Origin of the sequence: Sedimentibacter saalensis (assembly GCF_007830175.1) — a bacterium.
GTDB lineage: Bacteria > Bacillota > Clostridia > Tissierellales > Sedimentibacteraceae > Sedimentibacter > Sedimentibacter saalensis.
Genome location: NZ_VLKH01000006.1, coordinates 14288 through 33157, shown reverse-complemented (window position 1 = coordinate 33157; position 18870 = coordinate 14288). Strand labels below are relative to the sequence as shown.

At 36.0% G+C, this 18870-nt stretch carries 16 protein-coding genes; 7 read left to right on the top strand and 9 right to left on the bottom strand.

Translation table 11 applies throughout. The features are described 5' to 3' along the window. Positions 1-78: 78 nt before the first annotated feature. The 3 genes from LY60_RS11185 to LY60_RS11175 all read right to left on the bottom strand — a co-directional run bounded on the left by LY60_RS11185 (position 79) and on the right by LY60_RS11175 (position 2825). Positions 79-594 carry a transposase gene (locus LY60_RS11185; RefSeq protein ID WP_170226188.1) on the bottom strand — a complete coding sequence of 172 codons (516 nt, stop codon included), beginning with the start codon at positions 592-594 and terminating at the stop codon, positions 79-81. Positions 595-840: 246 nt separating this feature from the next. Beyond that, on the bottom strand, positions 841-1200 hold the full coding sequence (locus tag LY60_RS11180; RefSeq protein WP_145083588.1) for a DUF3221 domain-containing protein: 360 nt from the start codon (positions 1198-1200) through the stop codon (positions 841-843). 104 nt (positions 1201-1304) lie between these two features. Beyond that, positions 1305-2825 (bottom strand): glycoside hydrolase family 26 protein, encoded by a 1521-nt coding sequence (locus tag LY60_RS11175; protein WP_145083585.1) that lies wholly within the window; start codon positions 2823-2825, stop codon positions 1305-1307. A gap of 205 nt (positions 2826-3030) precedes the next feature. On the opposite strand from LY60_RS11175, the gene LY60_RS11170 reads away from it, so the two are divergent. After that, positions 3031-3453 (top strand): nucleoside recognition domain-containing protein, encoded by a 423-nt coding sequence (locus tag LY60_RS11170; RefSeq protein WP_170226187.1) that lies wholly within the window; start codon positions 3031-3033, stop codon positions 3451-3453. 4 nt (positions 3454-3457) lie between these two features. Continuing rightward, entirely contained in the window at positions 3458-3916 is a 459-nt protein-coding gene (locus LY60_RS11165; RefSeq protein WP_145083579.1) for a nucleoside recognition domain-containing protein, read from the top strand. A 143-nt stretch (positions 3917-4059) separates the two neighbouring features. Here LY60_RS11165 and hisS read toward each other — a convergent pair whose 3' ends face one another. The 4 genes from hisS to LY60_RS11145 all read right to left on the bottom strand — a co-directional run bounded on the left by hisS (position 4060) and on the right by LY60_RS11145 (position 7389). After that, the gene (gene hisS, locus LY60_RS11160) at positions 4060-5316 is read right to left on the bottom strand and encodes a histidine--tRNA ligase (protein WP_145083576.1); all 1257 of its coding nucleotides are present in this window, start codon (positions 5314-5316) and stop codon (positions 4060-4062) included. A 160-nt stretch (positions 5317-5476) separates the two neighbouring features. Then, positions 5477-6805: a D-serine ammonia-lyase gene (dsdA, locus tag LY60_RS11155; RefSeq protein WP_145083573.1), complete on the bottom strand. Its 1329-nt coding sequence runs from the start codon at positions 6803-6805 to the stop codon at positions 5477-5479. Positions 6806-6905: 100 nt separating this feature from the next. Continuing rightward, positions 6906-7118 carry a DUF2922 domain-containing protein gene (locus LY60_RS11150; protein ID WP_019230371.1) on the bottom strand — a complete coding sequence of 71 codons (213 nt, stop codon included), beginning with the start codon at positions 7116-7118 and terminating at the stop codon, positions 6906-6908. 43 nt (positions 7119-7161) lie between these two features. Next, positions 7162-7389 (bottom strand): DUF1659 domain-containing protein, encoded by a 228-nt coding sequence (locus LY60_RS11145; RefSeq protein WP_145083570.1) that lies wholly within the window; start codon positions 7387-7389, stop codon positions 7162-7164. Between the two features lie 103 nt (positions 7390-7492). Between LY60_RS11145 and LY60_RS11140 the strand changes: the two genes are divergently transcribed. Together LY60_RS11140 and LY60_RS11135 are read left to right on the top strand one after the other, a co-directional pair. Then, the gene (locus LY60_RS11140; protein ID WP_170226186.1) at positions 7493-9373 is read left to right on the top strand and encodes an Eco57I restriction-modification methylase domain-containing protein; all 1881 of its coding nucleotides are present in this window, start codon (positions 7493-7495) and stop codon (positions 9371-9373) included. A gap of 9 nt (positions 9374-9382) precedes the next feature. Further along, the gene (locus LY60_RS11135; protein ID WP_145083562.1) at positions 9383-11011 is read left to right on the top strand and encodes an S-layer homology domain-containing protein; all 1629 of its coding nucleotides are present in this window, start codon (positions 9383-9385) and stop codon (positions 11009-11011) included. Positions 11012-11365: 354 nt separating this feature from the next. On the opposite strand, the gene pepT is transcribed toward LY60_RS11135, so the two are convergent. Then, on the bottom strand, positions 11366-12586 hold the full coding sequence (gene pepT, locus LY60_RS11130) for a peptidase T (protein WP_145083559.1): 1221 nt from the start codon (positions 12584-12586) through the stop codon (positions 11366-11368). Positions 12587-12836: 250 nt separating this feature from the next. Here pepT and LY60_RS11125 point away from each other — a divergent pair, with 250 nt between their 5' ends. From LY60_RS11125 to LY60_RS11115, 3 genes are all read left to right on the top strand, one after another. Beyond that, entirely contained in the window at positions 12837-13472 is a 636-nt protein-coding gene (locus tag LY60_RS11125) for a lactate utilization protein (protein WP_019230376.1), read from the top strand. Between the two features lie 553 nt (positions 13473-14025). Beyond that, positions 14026-15150 (top strand): exonuclease SbcCD subunit D, encoded by a 1125-nt coding sequence (locus LY60_RS11120; RefSeq protein ID WP_145083556.1) that lies wholly within the window; start codon positions 14026-14028, stop codon positions 15148-15150. Next, positions 15147-18185 (top strand): AAA family ATPase, encoded by a 3039-nt coding sequence (locus LY60_RS11115; RefSeq protein ID WP_170226184.1) that lies wholly within the window; start codon positions 15147-15149, stop codon positions 18183-18185. Before LY60_RS11120 ends, LY60_RS11115 begins: the two co-directional genes overlap by 4 nt. A 120-nt stretch (positions 18186-18305) precedes the next feature. Here the strand turns inward: LY60_RS11115 and LY60_RS11110 are convergent, their stop codons facing one another. Continuing rightward, the gene (locus LY60_RS11110; RefSeq protein ID WP_145083550.1) at positions 18306-18827 is read right to left on the bottom strand and encodes a peptidylprolyl isomerase; all 522 of its coding nucleotides are present in this window, start codon (positions 18825-18827) and stop codon (positions 18306-18308) included. Positions 18828-18870 lie beyond the last annotated feature (43 nt).

Sequence of the window (18870 nt, the reverse complement as noted above, 5' to 3'; positions counted from 1 at the left end):
GAGTATCGAAATGTTAAGCTTGTTTAGAATTTTATTTCTCCATATGTAGGGGAGGATCTTGTATCCTCCCGCAGATTTTTATGAATCGCTGTTGTCATAGTAGTATTTATCCAATGACCATTTCAATGGATTGTTGTCTATGTAACTCCAAATCAAATCATAAGTATCCTTATTTCTAATTACATTGTCGTAATAGGACCTTTGCCACAACCTTTTGTTGAACGGTTCATACAATCCTTCTTTGACGCCTTTAATATAAATATTTGCTGTCTTAGATTTAAATTCCTGTATGAATTCAATTATCCCTGATTCATCAACCACATCATTGCATTGATTTTCAATAACAAGAATCATGTGAATATGATTTGGCATGAATACGTACTTGTCCAAAATAATATTTTGCCTTTTTTCAGCCATTTCCATTAAAAGTGAATCAGCTTTTTCAGCATATTCGTTTAAAATCATCTTTCCTTCTTCTATATGTCCTAATATTGGTTTATGTTCGCTTGAACATATAGTTATGAAGTAAAACCCATTATGAGAATAATTATAGTCAGTCAGCCTTATTTTTTTTCGTATAGGCTTTTCACTCATTTTATACCTCCTAGGTTTATGCGGGCGGACAGTGGGCCGCCCATACATAATTGATAATCAATATGTATGCTATTTCAAGATGTAGGTAAGGGTTACTATCCTCCCGATAAATTTCATTAATTTTTATTTAAATTATATCGTTAATAAAAAAACTTTTCAATGGCAGTTATATCTGACAACAATATTAATATCGTTTGTTGGCTGCGGGCGGACACGAGGTCCGCCCCTACGTGTCGATATTTTTGGTTATTTTGCGGCTTCTACCTTTATTGCTCTTATTTGTGCAGGGTAGCTCTCCATGATTGTTCCGTCGTACGTGATTTTTACAGTACTTCCCACTTTAAAAGAGGACAAATCTTCAAACACTGCACCGTCTTTTACAACAGATACTGTAATTTTATCGCTTGATTTAAGTTCATCTTCACCTTCTAAAGGTTCAACCAGAAGTGTTGTTTTTTTGTTTTCAAGCACAACTGCATTGAATGTTTTAACCTTGTCGCCATAATCAATGCCTGTTTCATTTTTTACAACTCCGTTTATTATTGCAAGCACAACAGCTGCACCTAAAATTAACGCTATTATCCATAAAATTGATTTTTTGCTCATATAAGCCTCCTTAATTGTTTAATTTTTTAGACGATTATTTTTATAAAAAGTTCAATTTCAAAAAAAGGCAGGCTCATGGCCTGCACTGATATTTAAAATTGGTGTTATTTGTAGTTCTGAAGTCCGTTTCTTACTGCATTTATTACTTCTTGTTCAAGATCAATCCTGTAGTTTCTTGAGACTGTTTTTTCCGGTTTTGAGTTGTCGTAATCCTGACCGTTCCACAACACTGCAATTTTAATCCTGTCATATCTGTTTATAATATTGAACATGTCCTGATGCCACAGGCTTTTGTTCCCTCCGGCTGATGCACAGCTGAATTCTGTAATCATCATAGGATGTTTGAACCTTTTTGCATAATCATAATAAAAATGATCATAGGCCTGGGAAAAACTTCTCCATGTTTCACCCTTGTAGTAATTTCCTGTGTTGTAGGCTGTAAGCCCTACCACATCAACGTATTCATTTCCCGGGTAATAGCAGAGATAATCATTGTATGAAAAGTCCGGGAATGACTTCTCGTTTGGATTCCATACAAAAATTAAATTGTCAACTCCCTGTTCCTTAAACAAATCATATATGTATCTCCAGCTGGCAATGAACAAATCTGTGTCCTTTCCAACCTTGTGAGATGAATACAATACCCATTCTCCGTTCATTTCATTGTTCAATCTGAAAAGAACAGGAAAATCATATTCATTGAAGCTTTGGGCAAGATGTATTAAGTAATCATCATATTTGCCATCAAGAATTTCCAGCGTTATGTCTTCTTCTTTTCCATTGATGATGTCAGTTGTGTAAAGGGTATATTCCACAACCTTACCAAGTTCCTTCGCCTTGTTCATATAATCTTTTTTGTAAGGTAGTGAAAAAGAGTTATACAAAAGGACAACAGGGAAGTTGTAGTCCAGACTTTGCTCTATTTGTGCAAGCCTGTATGAATAAAGAGGAAATGTTGGCTCAAATATGCCAAAATCAACCTTTTCATTGTTCAATAAATATTCATCATAAAATTTCTTTGTCTGTTCATCAAAATTCTTTTCAACAGGCTCAAAAACCTTGTCTTCCTTCATTGTGCCAGACTTTTTGGTAAGTTTGAAATCAGGCATTATGTAATCAATGTATAAAGGCTGGGATGACTTCATAAATACTGTTATAACTTCTTTTGAACTCCTGGCAAAAGTTATATTGGCATAGAAGTTTCTGTCATTTTCAACATTAGAAAGTTTTTTCCTTTCATAGAGAACAATGTGTCCCCACTCACCGTTAAAATTGTGGTTGTATTCACCAGTTATTTTAAAATCAGGATTTCCTAATATGCCCCTGTTTCCATAATTCAAATAAATGCTGCTTGAATTAAGAGTATTTGTAAAATTGTCATACAAAACTTCTACAACCAGTCCTTCAGATTCAAACCTGCTCTTCACAGTTCCAATGTCTTCGTTCAGTTTAAGGCTGTTAAGAAGTGTCATTTCATATCCGTAGGGATGATTTGAATATTTGTTGTAAGCTGAAGAATATGTGGTTAAATTTGTGCTCGCAGTTTGCTCATCTGCGTATGCTGTGTTAATTGAAAGTGTAAAAATCATTAGTATTATTAATGCAAGTAATTTTTTCTGTCTCATATGTACCTCTATTCATTATTTTTATCATCCGGCTTTTTTCAACCGTTCCATATAAATTACCTGTAACAGTTCAATTTTATCAAACAGAGAGGTCAGTGTCAATTGCATTTGTTTTAAATGATTAAGCTTATGTAAGTATTTATAAATTATGTTGTTTGAAAAAGATTGTTATGCTATAATCTTGTTTATGATTCAAGGAGGATATATGGTTACCACAGACACTTTTAAAAGAGGCTTTTATAAAGGCATCACGACTTTTTTTGAACTTTCCAAAATTCTTGTCCCTGTGTACATCGGCGTACAGCTGTTGTCTATTTCCGGAATTTTAAACATCATTGCCGATTTCTGCACTCCAATCATGTCTGTTTTCGGACTTCCGGGTGAAGCATCACTTGTGTTGATTCTAGGATATTTTTCCGGAGGATATGCTGCACTTGGAGCAATGGCAGTTATTAAGCTCACAGGAGTACAGATAACAACTCTGGCAATAATGGTTTCAATTGCGCACAGCCTCATAACAGAAGGGGCCGTAATTAGAAAACTTGGAGTAAGCACAATGGCAAGCATAACATTGAGGCTTTTGTTTTCATTTGTTATGGGTTTTTTATATAATTTTATATTCGGGTGATATTATGGCTATAATTTTAAATTTACTCTCAAGCTTGATTTCTTTTTTATGGAGCATAGCAAGAATTCTCATTCCTATAATGATTGTAATAGAAATTTTCAAGGATACAAAACTCATTGACAAAATTTCAAATGCGTTCAAACCTGTTTCAAATTTCTTCACCTTAAGCGAACAATCAGGAATTTCCATGCTGTTTGGAATAATTTTCGGACTCACCATTGGAGCAGGAGCTATAATTCAAAGCACAAAGGATTATGACATTGACAAAAGAAGCATATTCCTCATATGCATGTTTTTATCTCTATGCCACGCCATATTTGAAGATTCAATAATATTTGCAGCAGCCGGAGCAAATCCTGTTGCACTGTTAATAGCCAGGTTCCTGTCTGCAACTATGATAACTTTTATTTTTTCAAGGATAATAAAAAAAGAAACAACCTCAGACAATACAAATAAGCAATAAAAGGGGCTATTGCATTGGTGATTATATCGTGTCATTCTGAGGGCTTTAGCCCGAAGAATCTCATCATTTGAAGGATGAGATCCTTCGCTGACGCTCAGGATGACATTATGCTCAATGCACGCCCCTTTTTAAATTAATTTTTTTTAGTTTGAAGACAAATCTTTTACTTCTGTTTCTTCGCTGCTGTATACGGCAAACTTGTTATATCCGTATTCTGTGAACTGATTCAGCTGTTTTCCAAGCTTCTTTGCCTTTTCATAAACTGCAACAGTATAACCCTGAGCTCTCAAATCATCTGCTTTTTTAAGAACATCTATGTATTTGTCCCCTGATTCATAAAGAAGAACAAGTTTTTCAAGGTTTGGAACCTTGAACTTTTCATCCATCAGCTGGTTTACAAGTCTTTCAAATCCTATTGAGAAGCCAATGGCAGGTATCTTTTCTCCTATGAAATTTCCTACCATCTCATCATATCTTCCTCCTCCGGCAATGGAGTACCCGAGATTTTTGTAGGCAATTTCAAATATGGAACCTGTGTAATATCCCATTCCCCTTATGAGAGTAAAGTCAAATTCGACATCATATTTCCCATCTGCAAATTCTCTTGACTGGTTTAATATTTCCTCAACGTCTTTTACAACTTCTTCAGAAACTCCGTATTCCACAAGGCAACTAGTTCCTTTATCATTGATGCTTTCAAGAGCTTTTACTAAATTAGCAGAAGCGCCCAAAGAGTAATCTTTCTCATTCAGTTCTTTTTCAACTCCTGATAAGCCAACCTTGTCTAGTTTATCAACTATTATGCATACTCCGTCAAATTCTTCTTCAGTAAATCCGCATTTTAATATGACTGCCTTCAACACTCTCCTGTCGTTGAACCTTACAACAAAGTCCGTTACATTGAGGGCATTCAGTGCCTTTGCTGTTGTGGCAATAAGTTCCAGTTCAGCTGATTTTGTTCCGTCACCTATGATGTCTATGTCACACTGCTTGAAGCTTCTGTATCTTCCCTTTTGTGCCCTTTCAGCCCTGAACACATTTCCTACCTGCATTGCCTTGAACACTGAAGGAAGATTTGCTCTGTTGTTGCAGTAAAAACGGCTCAATGGAACTGTAAGGTCATATCTTAAGCCTAAATCAGCCAAATCTTCTTCTGTGAAGCCTTCTTTTGCAAAGTCCAGCTTTTCACCTCTTTTTAAAATCTTGAATATTAATTTTAAATTTTCTCCGCCCTTGCTGCCTATTAGATTTTCTATATTTTCAACAACAGGTGTTTCAATAAGCTCAAATCCGCTTTGCTTGTATGTATTTACTATTACGCCTTCAACGTAATCTCTTATTTCTTTTTCCTGCGGCGTAATGTCTCTCATGCCTTTAGCAGGGTTTAAATTTACTTTCATATAAACCTCCGTTTTCCGTTAACAATTATTTTCTATGTTATCAAATATATCTGGTATTTACAATGTTTTTTTATCATTTAGATTTTAAAAGATGAGATCCATCGCTGCCGCTCAGGATGACAGTGAATGTACATTCCTGACATCCAACTATATGCAGCATTTAAAGATGCGTCTCTAAAAACTGTATGTTTATTTCTTCCGGAACAAGACTCCCTCCTGTTGCCCATGCTATGTGAGAAGCATTTTTCATTTTGTTTTCCAGTTTGTGTTTTATTATGTACTCCTTGCCTTCGTCCGATTTCTCGAATTTTACAGCTCCTTCAAATGCTGCACAGGCAGATGGTTCAATGTCAATTTTCTCTGAATCGTGAAGAAGCCTCATGTTGTCATACAGCTTATAATCATCAATGGTAAAAATTCCCCCAAGAACATGATCCATCATTTTTCCAACCAGCTTTGAAGGTCTTCCCACTGCAAGACCGTCTGCATGGGTTTTTCCGTCAATTCCTATGTCCTGTACACATACGTCATTGTGAAGTCCAGTGGCCATTCCTGCAAGCATGCATGGTGAATGTGTGGGCTCCACAAAAAAACAGTGAACATTGTCCCCATATACTGACTTAAGTCCGTATGTTATTCCTCCCGGTGCTCCTCCTACTCCGCATGGCAGATAAACAAACAATGGATGATCATCATCTACCTTTACATTGAGTTCATCCAGCTGTTTTTTAAGTCTTCTTGCAGCAACGCTGTATCCCAAGAACAAATTCATTGAATTTTCATCATCAACAAAGTAGCTCATAGGGTCTTTATCTGACATTCTACGTCCTTCTTCAACTGCCTTTGAAAAGTCGCTGTCATATTCCACAACCTCTGCTCCCTTTGACCTCAGCAAATCCTTTTTCCACTGTTTTGCATCAGCTGACATATGTACTGCTACCTTAAATCCAAGGGCTGCTGATGTTATACCAATGCTAAGTCCTAAATTTCCTGTGGAGCCTACCTGAATTTTGTACTGGTTAAAAAAGTCCCTGTACTTTTTTTCTGCAAGAATAGCATAATCATCATTTTCAGAAATCATGTTGTTATCCAGTGCAAGAGTTTCTGCATATTTAAGTACTTCATAAATTCCTCCCCTTGCCTTTACACTGCCAGCAATAGCAAGATGGCTGTCCATTTTCAAAAGCAGATTTCCCGATATTTTTGATGAATAAAACGAATTAAGCTGTTCCTTCATATTTGGAATTTCTTTTAATGGCGACTCAATAATGCCATGGGATGATTTTGTTTCCGGGAATAGTATTTCTATGAGGGGTGCAAATTTTTTCAGGCGCCTTTCGGCATCATCTATTGCTGACAAATCCATATTTATTATTTTTGATGCTTCCTGGTATGGCGCTAGATTTGGATTAAGCCACAAAACTTCCTTAATTTCTGAAACCTGTTTTAATACTTGGTTGTTTTTTATGAGTTCATTTTTGCTTAACATGGAATCCTCCTGAATTTTATCCACCCGGCGAATCTCAATTCGCCGGGCAGACATTTTTCTATGGCACTTTTGGTTAATTATAGCATATTTCAGTAAATTGTTATATTAAAATTTCTTCAGTTGTAGTTATAATTTCAGCTGATTTTATTTCTGCCAGGTCGCCTTTTGTTGTATTGAACACATTTTGTGTTATGATTGATTGCATAACTGTCCTTACTTCTGCTTCTGTCAAACCTTCCTTAGGTTCATCAAGAGACAGGGACGTATTTGTTCCCTGAGCAGTAACAAAAGTCATCACTAATCTTTTTGCCATCCTATCACCCCTTTCATTATTTGCTGTTTTTCCTTATTTATCCTTAAATTTCATTTGATAGCTGATATTCTTCATATCTCACTATTTTTGAAAGCGTGTACGACTGAAGATCTGACATTGAAACTGCAAGATTGTAAAGATTTTCGTTTGTCACTGCCGGCTTAACATTGGCAAATGTCTTGTTTTTCATGATGTCTTTATTTTCCTCGTCAAGTCCTGCGTTAAACACAAGTTTTAGTTTTGAGTCTGCTTGATTAGCTATTACTGCCATCCTATCACCTCCTGATACTATATAGCATATCAGAGGCAATTTTGTTGATTAAATCCTGACAACATGATAATATAAGCTAAAGATGTTAAATCAAGAGGTACTTATGGATAAGTCATTCCTGCGGGAAATAGCTCAGATAATTAAAGACATGGAATGCGATTATATATGCGGTGTTAAATATGTAATTTTTTTTATGTCAAAATTAATTTACAATTGCAAGCAAGAGGGATTTGAAATTTTAAACTTCAATTATGAAGATTACAAGTCAACCCTATTTTTTTCAAGACATGAGGCGAAAATATTTACAGACTATAATTTCCTGGACCTAAACAATAAAAAAGCTGAACAAAATCTGTACAATCTTTTAAAATCAAATCGAAGATTCCTTGAAACAAATGACTTCAACCCGGGTAATCTTTATGAGCAACTGCTTACTTCAAAGGAAAAAAAATCACTGGGACAGGTTTACACACCTTTGGAAATAATAATACAAATGCTGGAAAAGTCTTTGAGTTTTATAAAAATTGACAAGCACAGCAGATTCCTTGATCCTTCCTGCGGAGGCGGATATTTTCTCACTGAGATGTTCAGACAAATAAAATCACTGAATATTGACGGTGTTGATGACAGATATATTCTGGAAAATATGATCTACGGCATAGATATTGATGATTTTGCCATATTCCTTGCTAAGACAGGTATGCTCTTTGAAAGCGGTCTAAATGATGTGGAATTTAAAATTTTTAACATTGATTATCTCACAGATTCATTTGATATGGGTAAGTTTGACATAATAGCCGGAAATCCGCCGTATGTTGGTCATAAAAACTCAACTGCAGCATACAAAAAAACTCTTTATGAGAAATACCCCGATGTGTTTTATGACAAATCCGACATTTCATATTGCTTCTTTAAAAAAAGCGCTGATATTCTAAAGGAAGACGGAATCATGACTTTCATCACTTCCAGGTACTTTATGGAAGCAATGTATGCTGACAAGCTGAGAAAATTTTTAAAACAAAATTTTCAAATACTTTCACTGGCTGATTACAGCGGAAACACAGTTTTTAAGGACGCCATGATAAGTCCTGCAGTAATCATTTTGTCAAATAATACCGGGAACAAAAAAGCCATTTCATACGTCAAATATAATGGCGATAAAAATGCCCATGATATCTTTAATTTTAATCAGGACAAGCTGAAAAGCTCAGGCTGGATTATTTTAAGGGATGAGGAATTAAATCTATTTGAAAGAATTGAAGAAATATCCAACACATACATCAAGGATGTATGCACTATAAAGCAGGGAATTATAACAGGTTTAGACAAAGCTTTTATAGTTGATGAAGAAACAATCGAAAAATACAATATTGAGAGTTATTTGCTTAAAAAATGGATTAAAAACAGCAACATAAGGGATTCTGTAATAAAATATAATAATCTGTACCTAATATATTCCAACAATATTAAAGATGAAGAACATTGTCCAAATGCAATAAAATACTTATCTTCTTACAGGGAAAAGCTTGAAAACAGGCGGGAATGTCAAAGGGGTTACAGAAGATGGTTTGACCTCCAGTGGGAAAGAATAGAATCTGACTTTGAGAATCCAAAGATTATTTTCCCGTACAAAGCCAAAGGTAATTATTTTTATTATGATAAAAATGCATTTTTTTGCAGTGCAGATGTTTATTTTGCAAATGGATTCCAAGAGGCGCTTAATCCTGATTACCTTGTTTCTTACCTTAATTCAAGCATTTTTGAATTTTATTTCAAATGTCAGGCAAAAAAGGTCGGAAATGCAGTTTATGAATATTATCCAAACAAATTGAATAATGTAAAAATTTATCTTCCTCAGGAAAACATTCAACAAAATATATCTGATTTAGGAAAAATTAGTATTGAAATATTCCTAAAAAAGGTGTTTAATATAAGCGAAGAGGAGGTAAATAATATTATAAACAAATATGTACAAAAAAGGTGATGACGTATATTGAGAAGATTAAACAAGCTATTATTATTACTTATTATTTTTACTGTATTCTCAGTTCAACCCGCCTTTGCCAAGACAGTGTATTATGATACCTATAAACACTGGGCAGAAAGCGAAATTGATTTTGCTTCCAACACCTTAAAAGTTTTTAAAGGCTACGGAGACTTTACCTTTAAGCCGGAAAACAACATAACCCGGGCCGAATTTATTACTATACTGGCGAGAACAGCTTACAGGCAAAATCAAATGAACGAAGTTTACACCAGCGACATGAACTACAGCGATATGTCCAGCAAACACTGGTCTCATACATTTGTAATATCAATGTATGAACACCTGAAGGGAAACGGAAGTTTTTCTTTCAAAGATATTTTTCCAGGTACTAATTTTAATCCAGACAAAGCAATAACAAGAGAAGAATCGGCAGCCCTGATTGCAGCTTTTTGCAAGGAATCTATTTATGACAATACACTTGTATTTAAAGATGTATCTAAGAGCAACAAATTTTACAATGAAATTAAAAGGCTCAACAATGCAGGAATAGTTGTTGGATATGAAGACAATACATTCCGCGGAAACACAAACATTACAAGAGCAGAAGCAGCGGCTCTTATAAAAAGAGTTTATCTGGACATCAAAACAAGCGATTCTAGCAAGTACCTGACCAAACTGGAATTTATGCCTATTAAAGGCGAAGACATGTATTCTTATTTTGGCACTTATAACTTAAATACTACAAACACAAATGACAAAAAATTCATAAAAGCTAAAGACACATTGGAATATGTATCATTTGGCGGATACATTTTTCCGGAAGATTCACACCTTTATGATTTGAATGCGGTGGAAACTATGGCGACACTTCGTTCAGCCGGTTACTACAATGTGACAGGAACCAATTTTTACATGATTACATTCGGAAGTTACAATGAATCCGAAAAAACTCAGTTTGCCAATGAAATTTTAATGAACATCATTGCAAGGAATGACTTCAAGGACTCGGAGCTTATGCAGGTTTTTGCAGCAGTTAGTAAGTACGATGTAAAAGAATCCTTGTACATGGGAGCATTGGAAAAATGGGACAGCATTACCACAAGCAATAATGCCAAAGCTAATATTTTATTTTACAGATATGCTTACTACATTAAAAACAACAACAAAGCAATGCTTCAAACCCTGGTTTATGACGACTTAAAAAAAGCAAATGACATTCCTTCTCTTTTGGACATTAACTGGGGACTTACAGCAGGAGCTGCGTCATTAGATTTCAGGAACTACAGCTTTGGAAAGTACAGTTTTTCACTTTACAAAGACACAACATATTACAGATATTCATTGAATCCGGTTGCACCTGTCACTTACAATTCAAAAATTGTTGAACTGGTAAACCTGCTGCTTATTGAAAAAAGTGTGAAGCCTTCAACAGCTAATCTTGCTGATTATCAGAGTATATTCAGCAAATATTCGCTGAACAGGCTATATGTTCTGAACTTCATAGGTGAAAAAGAAAGAGCTTTTGTAGAAGGAATAAATGATTATGAAATAATCAAGACATTCGACCTTTACAAAACAACTAAATCTACAACGGACGACACGTACACAGGAATATTAAAAAAAGTAAAAGAATAACAAAAAAGGGCAGAATTAACTGCCCTTTTGTTATGCTCACATGCGGGCGGACACAAGGTCCGCCCCTACGCATCGATATATGAAAACTAACAATATATCCGGATTCCGGTATGTAGGGGAGGACTACTGTCCTCCCGCAATAAAAATTTCATTGAATCAACAACACGTGCAGACACAATATCCACGCATACGCAACCATGAATTGATATCTTACCATGAATTTGAAATCACGGGTCGTAGGGGAGGACTACTGTCCTCCCGCAATAAGATGTTTTTGAATCAACAACATATGCGGACACAAGGTCCGCCCCTACGGTTCTGAAAATTCAGTACTTTGATGGTGAATGCGCTCTTTTATTTTGTGTATAATCTCACTATTTCCTTTAACATTTCAACTACCTTTTCCATTGACTGAACAGGTATGTATTCGTATCTTCCGTGGTAATTGTGGCCTCCTGTGCAAAGGTTAGGACACGGAAGTCCCATGTATGAAAGTCTTGCACCGTCTGTGCCTCCTCTTATTGGCACTATTTCAGGTTCTATTCCAATGTTTAAGAGCGCCTGTTTTGCAGTTTCTATAATGTGCATGTGTGGTAGAATTTTTTCCTTCATGTTGTAGTATGAATCCTTAAGCTCCACAATAACTGTTCCTTCGCCGTACTTGCTGTTTAAAAAATCAGCAGTCTTTAAAAATCTATCTTTTTTAGCTTCAAATTTTTCATTGCTGTGATCCCTGATTATGTAGTTAAGATGTGTTTTTTCCACATCCCCGCTCATGTCGTTTAAATGGCTGAAGCCCTCATAATTTTCTGTACTGTCCGGTCTTTCATGGATAGGAAGCATATTTTGAAATTCCATTCCTATCAATATTGAATTTTTCATTTTGTTTTTTGCAGATCCGGGATGGATGTTTACTCCGTTAATTGTTACCTTAGCGCTGGCTGCATTGAAATTTTCGTATTCAATTTCCCCAAGCTCTCCCCCGTCAACTGTGTATGCGAAATCTGCTCCGAATCCTTTTACATCGAACATGTCTGCTCCGCTTCCAACTTCCTCGTCAGGTGTAAAGGCAATTTTTATAGTACCGTGCTCAACATCAGGATTATTCACAAAATATTCTGCCATGGACAATATTTCAGCAATTCCTGCCTTGTTGTCTGCTCCCAGAAGTGTTGTGCCGTCTGTAACTATAAGATCATTTCCCACATAATTTAATAAATGCTCAAACATTTCAGTCTTCATTGTTATGTCTTTTTCTGAATTGAGAACAATGTCACTGCCATCATAATTTTCTATAATACGTGCTTTAATGTCATTGCCGGGCATGTCAGGAGATGTGTCCATATGTGCGATAAATCCAATAACAGGTGTGTTTTTGTCTGTGTTTTTTTCAAGCGTGCCGTAAACATAGCAGTGTTCATCCATGAACGCATCTTTTATTCCCAGAGATTTCATTTCCTCCACCAGGTACTGTCCAAGTATTTTTTGTTTATCGCTGCTTGGAATTATTTCAACGTCCGGAACTGATTGAGTGTCGAATTTTACATAATTTAAAAATCTTTCGTGTACTTTCATTTTATATCCCTTCCATTCCTTCTATGAAAATTTCAGTTGCTGTAATTATTATAGCACCCCCAAAGTTCCTTAGCAATTATTGATTGGTAAATATTCTATTTTTGCATATATCTGTAATTCATATCCTGATTTAGTAATATCATTATTTCATGACATTCTTAGTTAATTCGTCAATGCCAAACTAAATTTACAATTGAAGTTGCAGTCATTTTATTATATAATAAAATGACTATATATAAGGAGGAACAATATGGATTTTCTTAAAGAATCATATAAAGTAAAAAGTGACACAATTATAAAAAATCTTCAAAAAAGAGGCATGGAAGGTTACTATGTTGACACAAGAGAAGAAGCTATAGAAAAAGCAATGTCAATGATAAATCAAGATGATGTGGTTTCATGGGGAGGTTCATACACCGTTGATGAACTTGGAATCAAAAAGCTGCTTGAAGAAAAGCAAATTGCTGTAATAGACAGGGACAAGGCAAAATCACCTGAAGAAAGAGTGCGACTCATGAAACAGGCCCTCACTGCAGATGTGTTTTTAACAAGCACAAATGCCATTACAATGAACGGAGAACTCTTAAACATTGACGGCAACGGAAACAGACTGGCTGCTTTCTGCTACGGTCCTGACAGCGTGATTGTCATTGCAGGAATGAACAAAGTTGCAACAGACATAGATACAGCAATGAAAAGAGCAAGAACTGAAGCAACTATTCCAAACACCTTCAGAACAAATTCAAACACACCGTGCCGCATTACAGGAAAATGTTCAGAATGCACAATGCCTGACACACTTTGCGGACAAATTCTTGTTACTAGGTACTGCAGACCAAACAACAAAATAAAGGTTATTTTGGTTGGAGAAAATTTAGGATTCTAATTTTCAATAACGATGAGTTGGGGCAGGTTTGTGCCTTATTGCGTTTTTGATTTAATATATCTTCGGGAGGATACGAGATCCTCCCCTACGACCCGTGATTTCAAATTCATGGCAAAATGGTAGTTTATCGATTTTTACTGGTGGGTATTGTGCACGCTTGTGTTGTTGATTTAATATAACACTGGATTTTAAATTCATGGCAAAATGGTAATTTATCGATTTGTACTGGTGGTATTATGCCCGCTTGTGTTGTTGATTTAATATAACTTCGGGAGGATACGAGATCCTCCCCTACGACCCGTGATCTCAAATTCATGGCAAAATGGTAATTTATCGATTTGTACTGGTGGTATTATGCCCGCTTGTGTTGTTGATTTAATATAACACTGGATTTTAAATTCATGGCAATATGGTAATTTATCGATGCGTAGGGGCGAGTCTTGTGCCCGCCCGTTTTGTTGAATTAATATAACACGGGAGGACAGTACCTCCCCTACGTGCTGGATTTTAAATTCATGGCAAAATATACTGCAATTGTTATAAAGGAGAAAAAATGAAAATAATCCATACATCTGACTGGCATCTTGGAATAAGTCTTCACAATGCCTCATTAATTGATGAACAAAGATATTTCATCGATTACCTCATTAATGTTGTAAAAGATCAAAAAGTAGATGCGGTTATAATTGCAGGCGATGTTTTTGACCACTCTGTTTCCAGTGCTGAAGCTATAACATTGTACAATTATGCTGTAACAAGACTGTGCAATGAACTAGGAGTACCGGTAATAATTGCAGCCGGAAACCACGACGGAGCAGCACGCCTTGCTTCGTGCAACGAATTGTTGAAAAAAGCAGGGCTTTATATATATGGGAAACTTACAGCTGAAATTAATACTGTTGAAATTGGAAACTCAAGCATTTATCCCATTCCCTACTTCAATGTTGATGAAGTAAAAGCATTGTATCCTGAAGAAAAAATATCAAGCTATGCAGATGCCATGGAAGTAGTGCTCAAAAATATAAAACAAAACTTCAAGGAAGGTAACAGCAACATCCTCATGTGCCACTGCTTTGTAAGCGGCTCTGTGTTGTCAGAAAGTGACAGAACAGCCATGGTGGGAGGATCGTCTGTTGTTCCTTCCGGGATATTTGACGGATTTGATTATGTTGCAATGGGACACCTTCACAAGGCCCAGGACAGGGGCTATAACATAAGATACAGCGGCTCCCCCATCAAGTATTCATTCAGTGAAGCCGGTCATTTAAAGACCATTACAATGCTTGAAATTGAAAATGGCATAAAATATGAAGAGCTTGAAATAGTACCTCTCAGAGAAACAAGAATCATAAGGGGAACTTTTGATGAAGTTCTTGAGTTTGCTAACCATGATATGAAAAGAGACGATTTTATCAAAATCGAAATCACTGACATGTACGCAGGCATGGAAGCAGTTGAGCTTTTCAGAACATACTATGCAAATCTATTGAACATCACAGGAAAAATGAATGAAACAGAAGAAAATCAGCTCACTGTTGAAGAACTTTACACCCTTTCTCCCAAGCACATACTGGAGAAATTCTACAAAGAAACAACAGGATGCGAAGTGACAGAAGAGCAATTAAAATTGTTCGAGAAAGCCATGGAGTCAGTAAACAGCCAGGAGGTTTTGCAATGATACCTTTGAAATTGTCATTTCAGGCCTTCGGCCCATATGTTAAAAAACAGGAAATAGATTTCGATAAATTTGAAAATTCAGGCGTATTTCTCATTCACGGCATAACCGGCTCAGGGAAAACAACCATACTTGATGCAATGACTTATGCTCTTTACGGAAAATCAAGCGGCGGACAACGCGGAGACATTACAGCAATGCGCTGTCAGCTTTGCAAGGAGGAAATCCCCACAGAAGTTGAATTCATTTTCAAAGTTAATGAAAAAACATACAAATTTACAAGAAGTTTAAATATAAGGACTAAAAGAAACGGCACAAAGGAATATGCCTTAACACAAAACGCCATGTTTCTTGACAAAAGCGGAGTATTTGTTCCTTTTTTTGAAAATCCTAAAATAAGAGATATTGAACAAAAATCATGTGAGATAATAGGCCTTAATCATGAGCAGTTTATACAGGTCATAATGCTTCCTCAAGGCAAGTTTGAGAAGCTCCTTGTTGCAAAGTCTGAAGAAAAAGAAGAAATACTTGTTACATTGTTCAATGCAGAAAAATGGCAGGAAGCAGCAGATTGGATCTGCAATGAAGCCAGAAACATTAGCCGTGATGTGACTGTGAAAAGAGAAAACATCAATATGATTCTGAAGTCTGAAAATGCCGGAACAATTGAAGATTTGGACAATCATATATCTGAACTAAATAAAAACATAGAACTTACTTCAGATGAGAAAAAAGAAGCTGCACAACTCCTTGCGGCAGAAAAAACAAAGCTTGAAATAAACACAGACCTATTCAATTTGTTTGAGGAAAAAACACGGACTGAAAATGAGCTTAAAACTATCAGAGAACAGGAAAACAAAATCAGCATTTTATCAACAAAGCTTGATAAAGGAAGGAAATCCCAAAGCATTGAGCAAAAGTACTCAAATGCAATGAATCTGTATAGCCAGTTTAATGAAGTAAGACAAAGATTGGAGACAGAAAAGAAAACCAACGCTGATTGCATACTTGCAAAGGAAAATTTACAAAAATCACTCGATGAGCTTAAGAAAAGAGAAAGCGAAATTGAGAAGCTGAAGGAAAATAAAATCATTGCTGAAGGACTCATACAGGTATACAGACAGATTTCAAGTGCCAGAATAATATCTGAAAATGAAAGCAAGAAATATGAACTGCTTAAAGCTGAAGATACTTTGAATCAGGAACAACTTGTTCTTACAAAGGACAAGCTGAAGAAATATTCCGACAAAAAGGATTTTATTTTCAATAATTACACCATGAAACTTCCTGAGCTCAGGGAAAGGGCAGAAAAATTCATACTTCTTGATAAAAAGACACTGGAGCTTAACATTACAGGACTTGAAATAAAGAAAGCAGAAAATGCAATAAATATGCTTAATAAGGACCTGGAAAAGAACAAAAAAACCGTTACAACTAAAATTAAAATATATGAAGAGACATACAGCAGGTACATTGAACAAACAGCATACATCATAAGTGAAAAACTTGAAGACGGCAAACCCTGCCCTGTTTGCGGAAGCATCCATCATCCTCAAAAACCATCAAAATCAACTGAAGATGTAGATTCTAAGCTTATTAAAGACATGCGAACTTCATTGGATAAATTAAGCGAGGAGGCAGCTGAACTAAACAACATTATTGCTCGTCAGGAAGCTAATAAATTTTCAAAGTCAGAAAAATACCAAAGTCTTGAAAATGAAATTGCAGAAATAGGTAAAAGCCTGGATGGTTTTATAAAGGAAGACACCCTGTCTGAGTTAAAAACTGCAGAAACAGAATCAGGAAAATTAAATGATTTGTTAGCTGCAATTACTGCTATATCCTCTGAAATTGCTAAACTTGAAACCAAAATTTCTGAGCTTGGTAATCAGTTGTCTTCTCAAGGCAAGTTAAAAGAAGAAACATATGCAAATTACAATTCCTTAAGCATACGAAAAATTGACGGCATAGATGATGAAAATGCCCTGATGAACAAAATAAACAATTTAAAAAATGAAATAACAAGATATACTGATGAGCTTTCAGCACTGACAGACAAAAGCCTTCTTGCCGACAAAAAACTGAGTTCATCAAATGCATCTCTCTTGTTTCTTAAGGAAGATCTCGAAATAAGAACAAAGGATTACAACAAAGCAAAAGAAGAGTATCTGGATTTGCTGAAACAAAACGGCTTTGCTGACACACAGGAATTTAAATTTTTCCTTACTGATCAAGATACATTGGATGAATGGGACAAAAAAATCCAGGATTACATCATCGAAAAAAAATCAGTTGCCAAAAATCTTGAAAGGCTTGAGAAACTTACATCGAATAAATCAAAGCCTCAAATAGAAAATATGAAAAATATTGTCAGTGAGCTGGAAGCTAAAATTACACAGCTTGAAAAACAATCTGCACTTCTGAATGAACGAAAAAACAGACTTGAAACTTTAGTCAAGCGTGTTTGCGAAGAACAAAGACTCCTTAAGGAACTCATACGCAAATATGATTCCTACTACAGCTTTGGAACTACTCTTCGCGGCGACAAAGGCATAAGCCTCAGGCGTTACGTCCTGGGAGTTATGCTCACCAGCGTTACGGTTGAAGCAAACCGACTTTTGAAAAATGTCCACGGCGGTCGATACCAGCTTTGCAGAACTCTTGAAGGAAGCGGACGCACAAGAAAAGCAGGGCTTGAGCTGGAAGTTTTTGACGGTTACTCCGGAGAAAAAAGAGGGGTTGCTGGTTTGTCTGGAGGAGAGAAGTTCCTTGTTTCTCTTGCTTTGTCTCTGGGACTTTCTTCAGTTGTACAAGCACAATCAGGCGGAATAAAAATAGACACCATGTTTATTGATGAAGGGTTTGGAAGCCTGGATTCATCATCAATAGCAGATGCCATGAACATATTGGGATCTGTAAAGGGATCTAAGAGACTTGTGGGAATCATATCTCACGTGCAGCTTCTAAAGGAAACAATAGAATCTTCAATCACAGTTCAAAAAGACAGAAACGGCTCCACGTTGGTAATTAATAATTAAGAGCTATGTAGGGGAGGACCTTGTGTCCTCCCGCGGGCGGGCACAAGACCCGCCCCTACAATCAGCAGAATAAACAATAATTAAGACGTGTCTATTGACACGTCTTTTCACATTTTATTCTTAATTGCTTTTCTCAGGTTCTGGATATGTTTCTCCGAATGTGTCAACTGTTACTTGTTTAAGCTTAACTTCCTGAGCAGGTCTGTCCATGCGGTCAGTCTTTGTTTGTGCAATTTTGTTTACTACATCCATTCCTTCAATCACTTTTCCAAATGCAGCATATTGACCGTCAAGATGAGGAGATTTTTTGTGCATTATGAAAAATTGTGAACCTGCTGAATTTGGGTTCATGGCTCTTGCCATTGAAAGAACTCCTGCATCATGCTTAAGATCATTTTTAAAGCCGTTGCCTGTAAATTCACCCTTTATTGTATATCCAGGTCCTCCCATTCCGTTTCCGTTAGGGCATCCTCCTTGAATCATGAATCCTTCTATAACTCTGTGAAATATTTTTCCGTCATAAAAACTTTTGTTGATCAATGAAATAAAATTGTTAACAGTGACTGGAGCTATTTCAGGATGCAATTCAGCTTTTATCACATCGCCGTTTTCAAATTCAAATGTAACTATTGGTAATTTCATATTTCCTCCATAATTGATATTATTTATTATACTTTACACTATC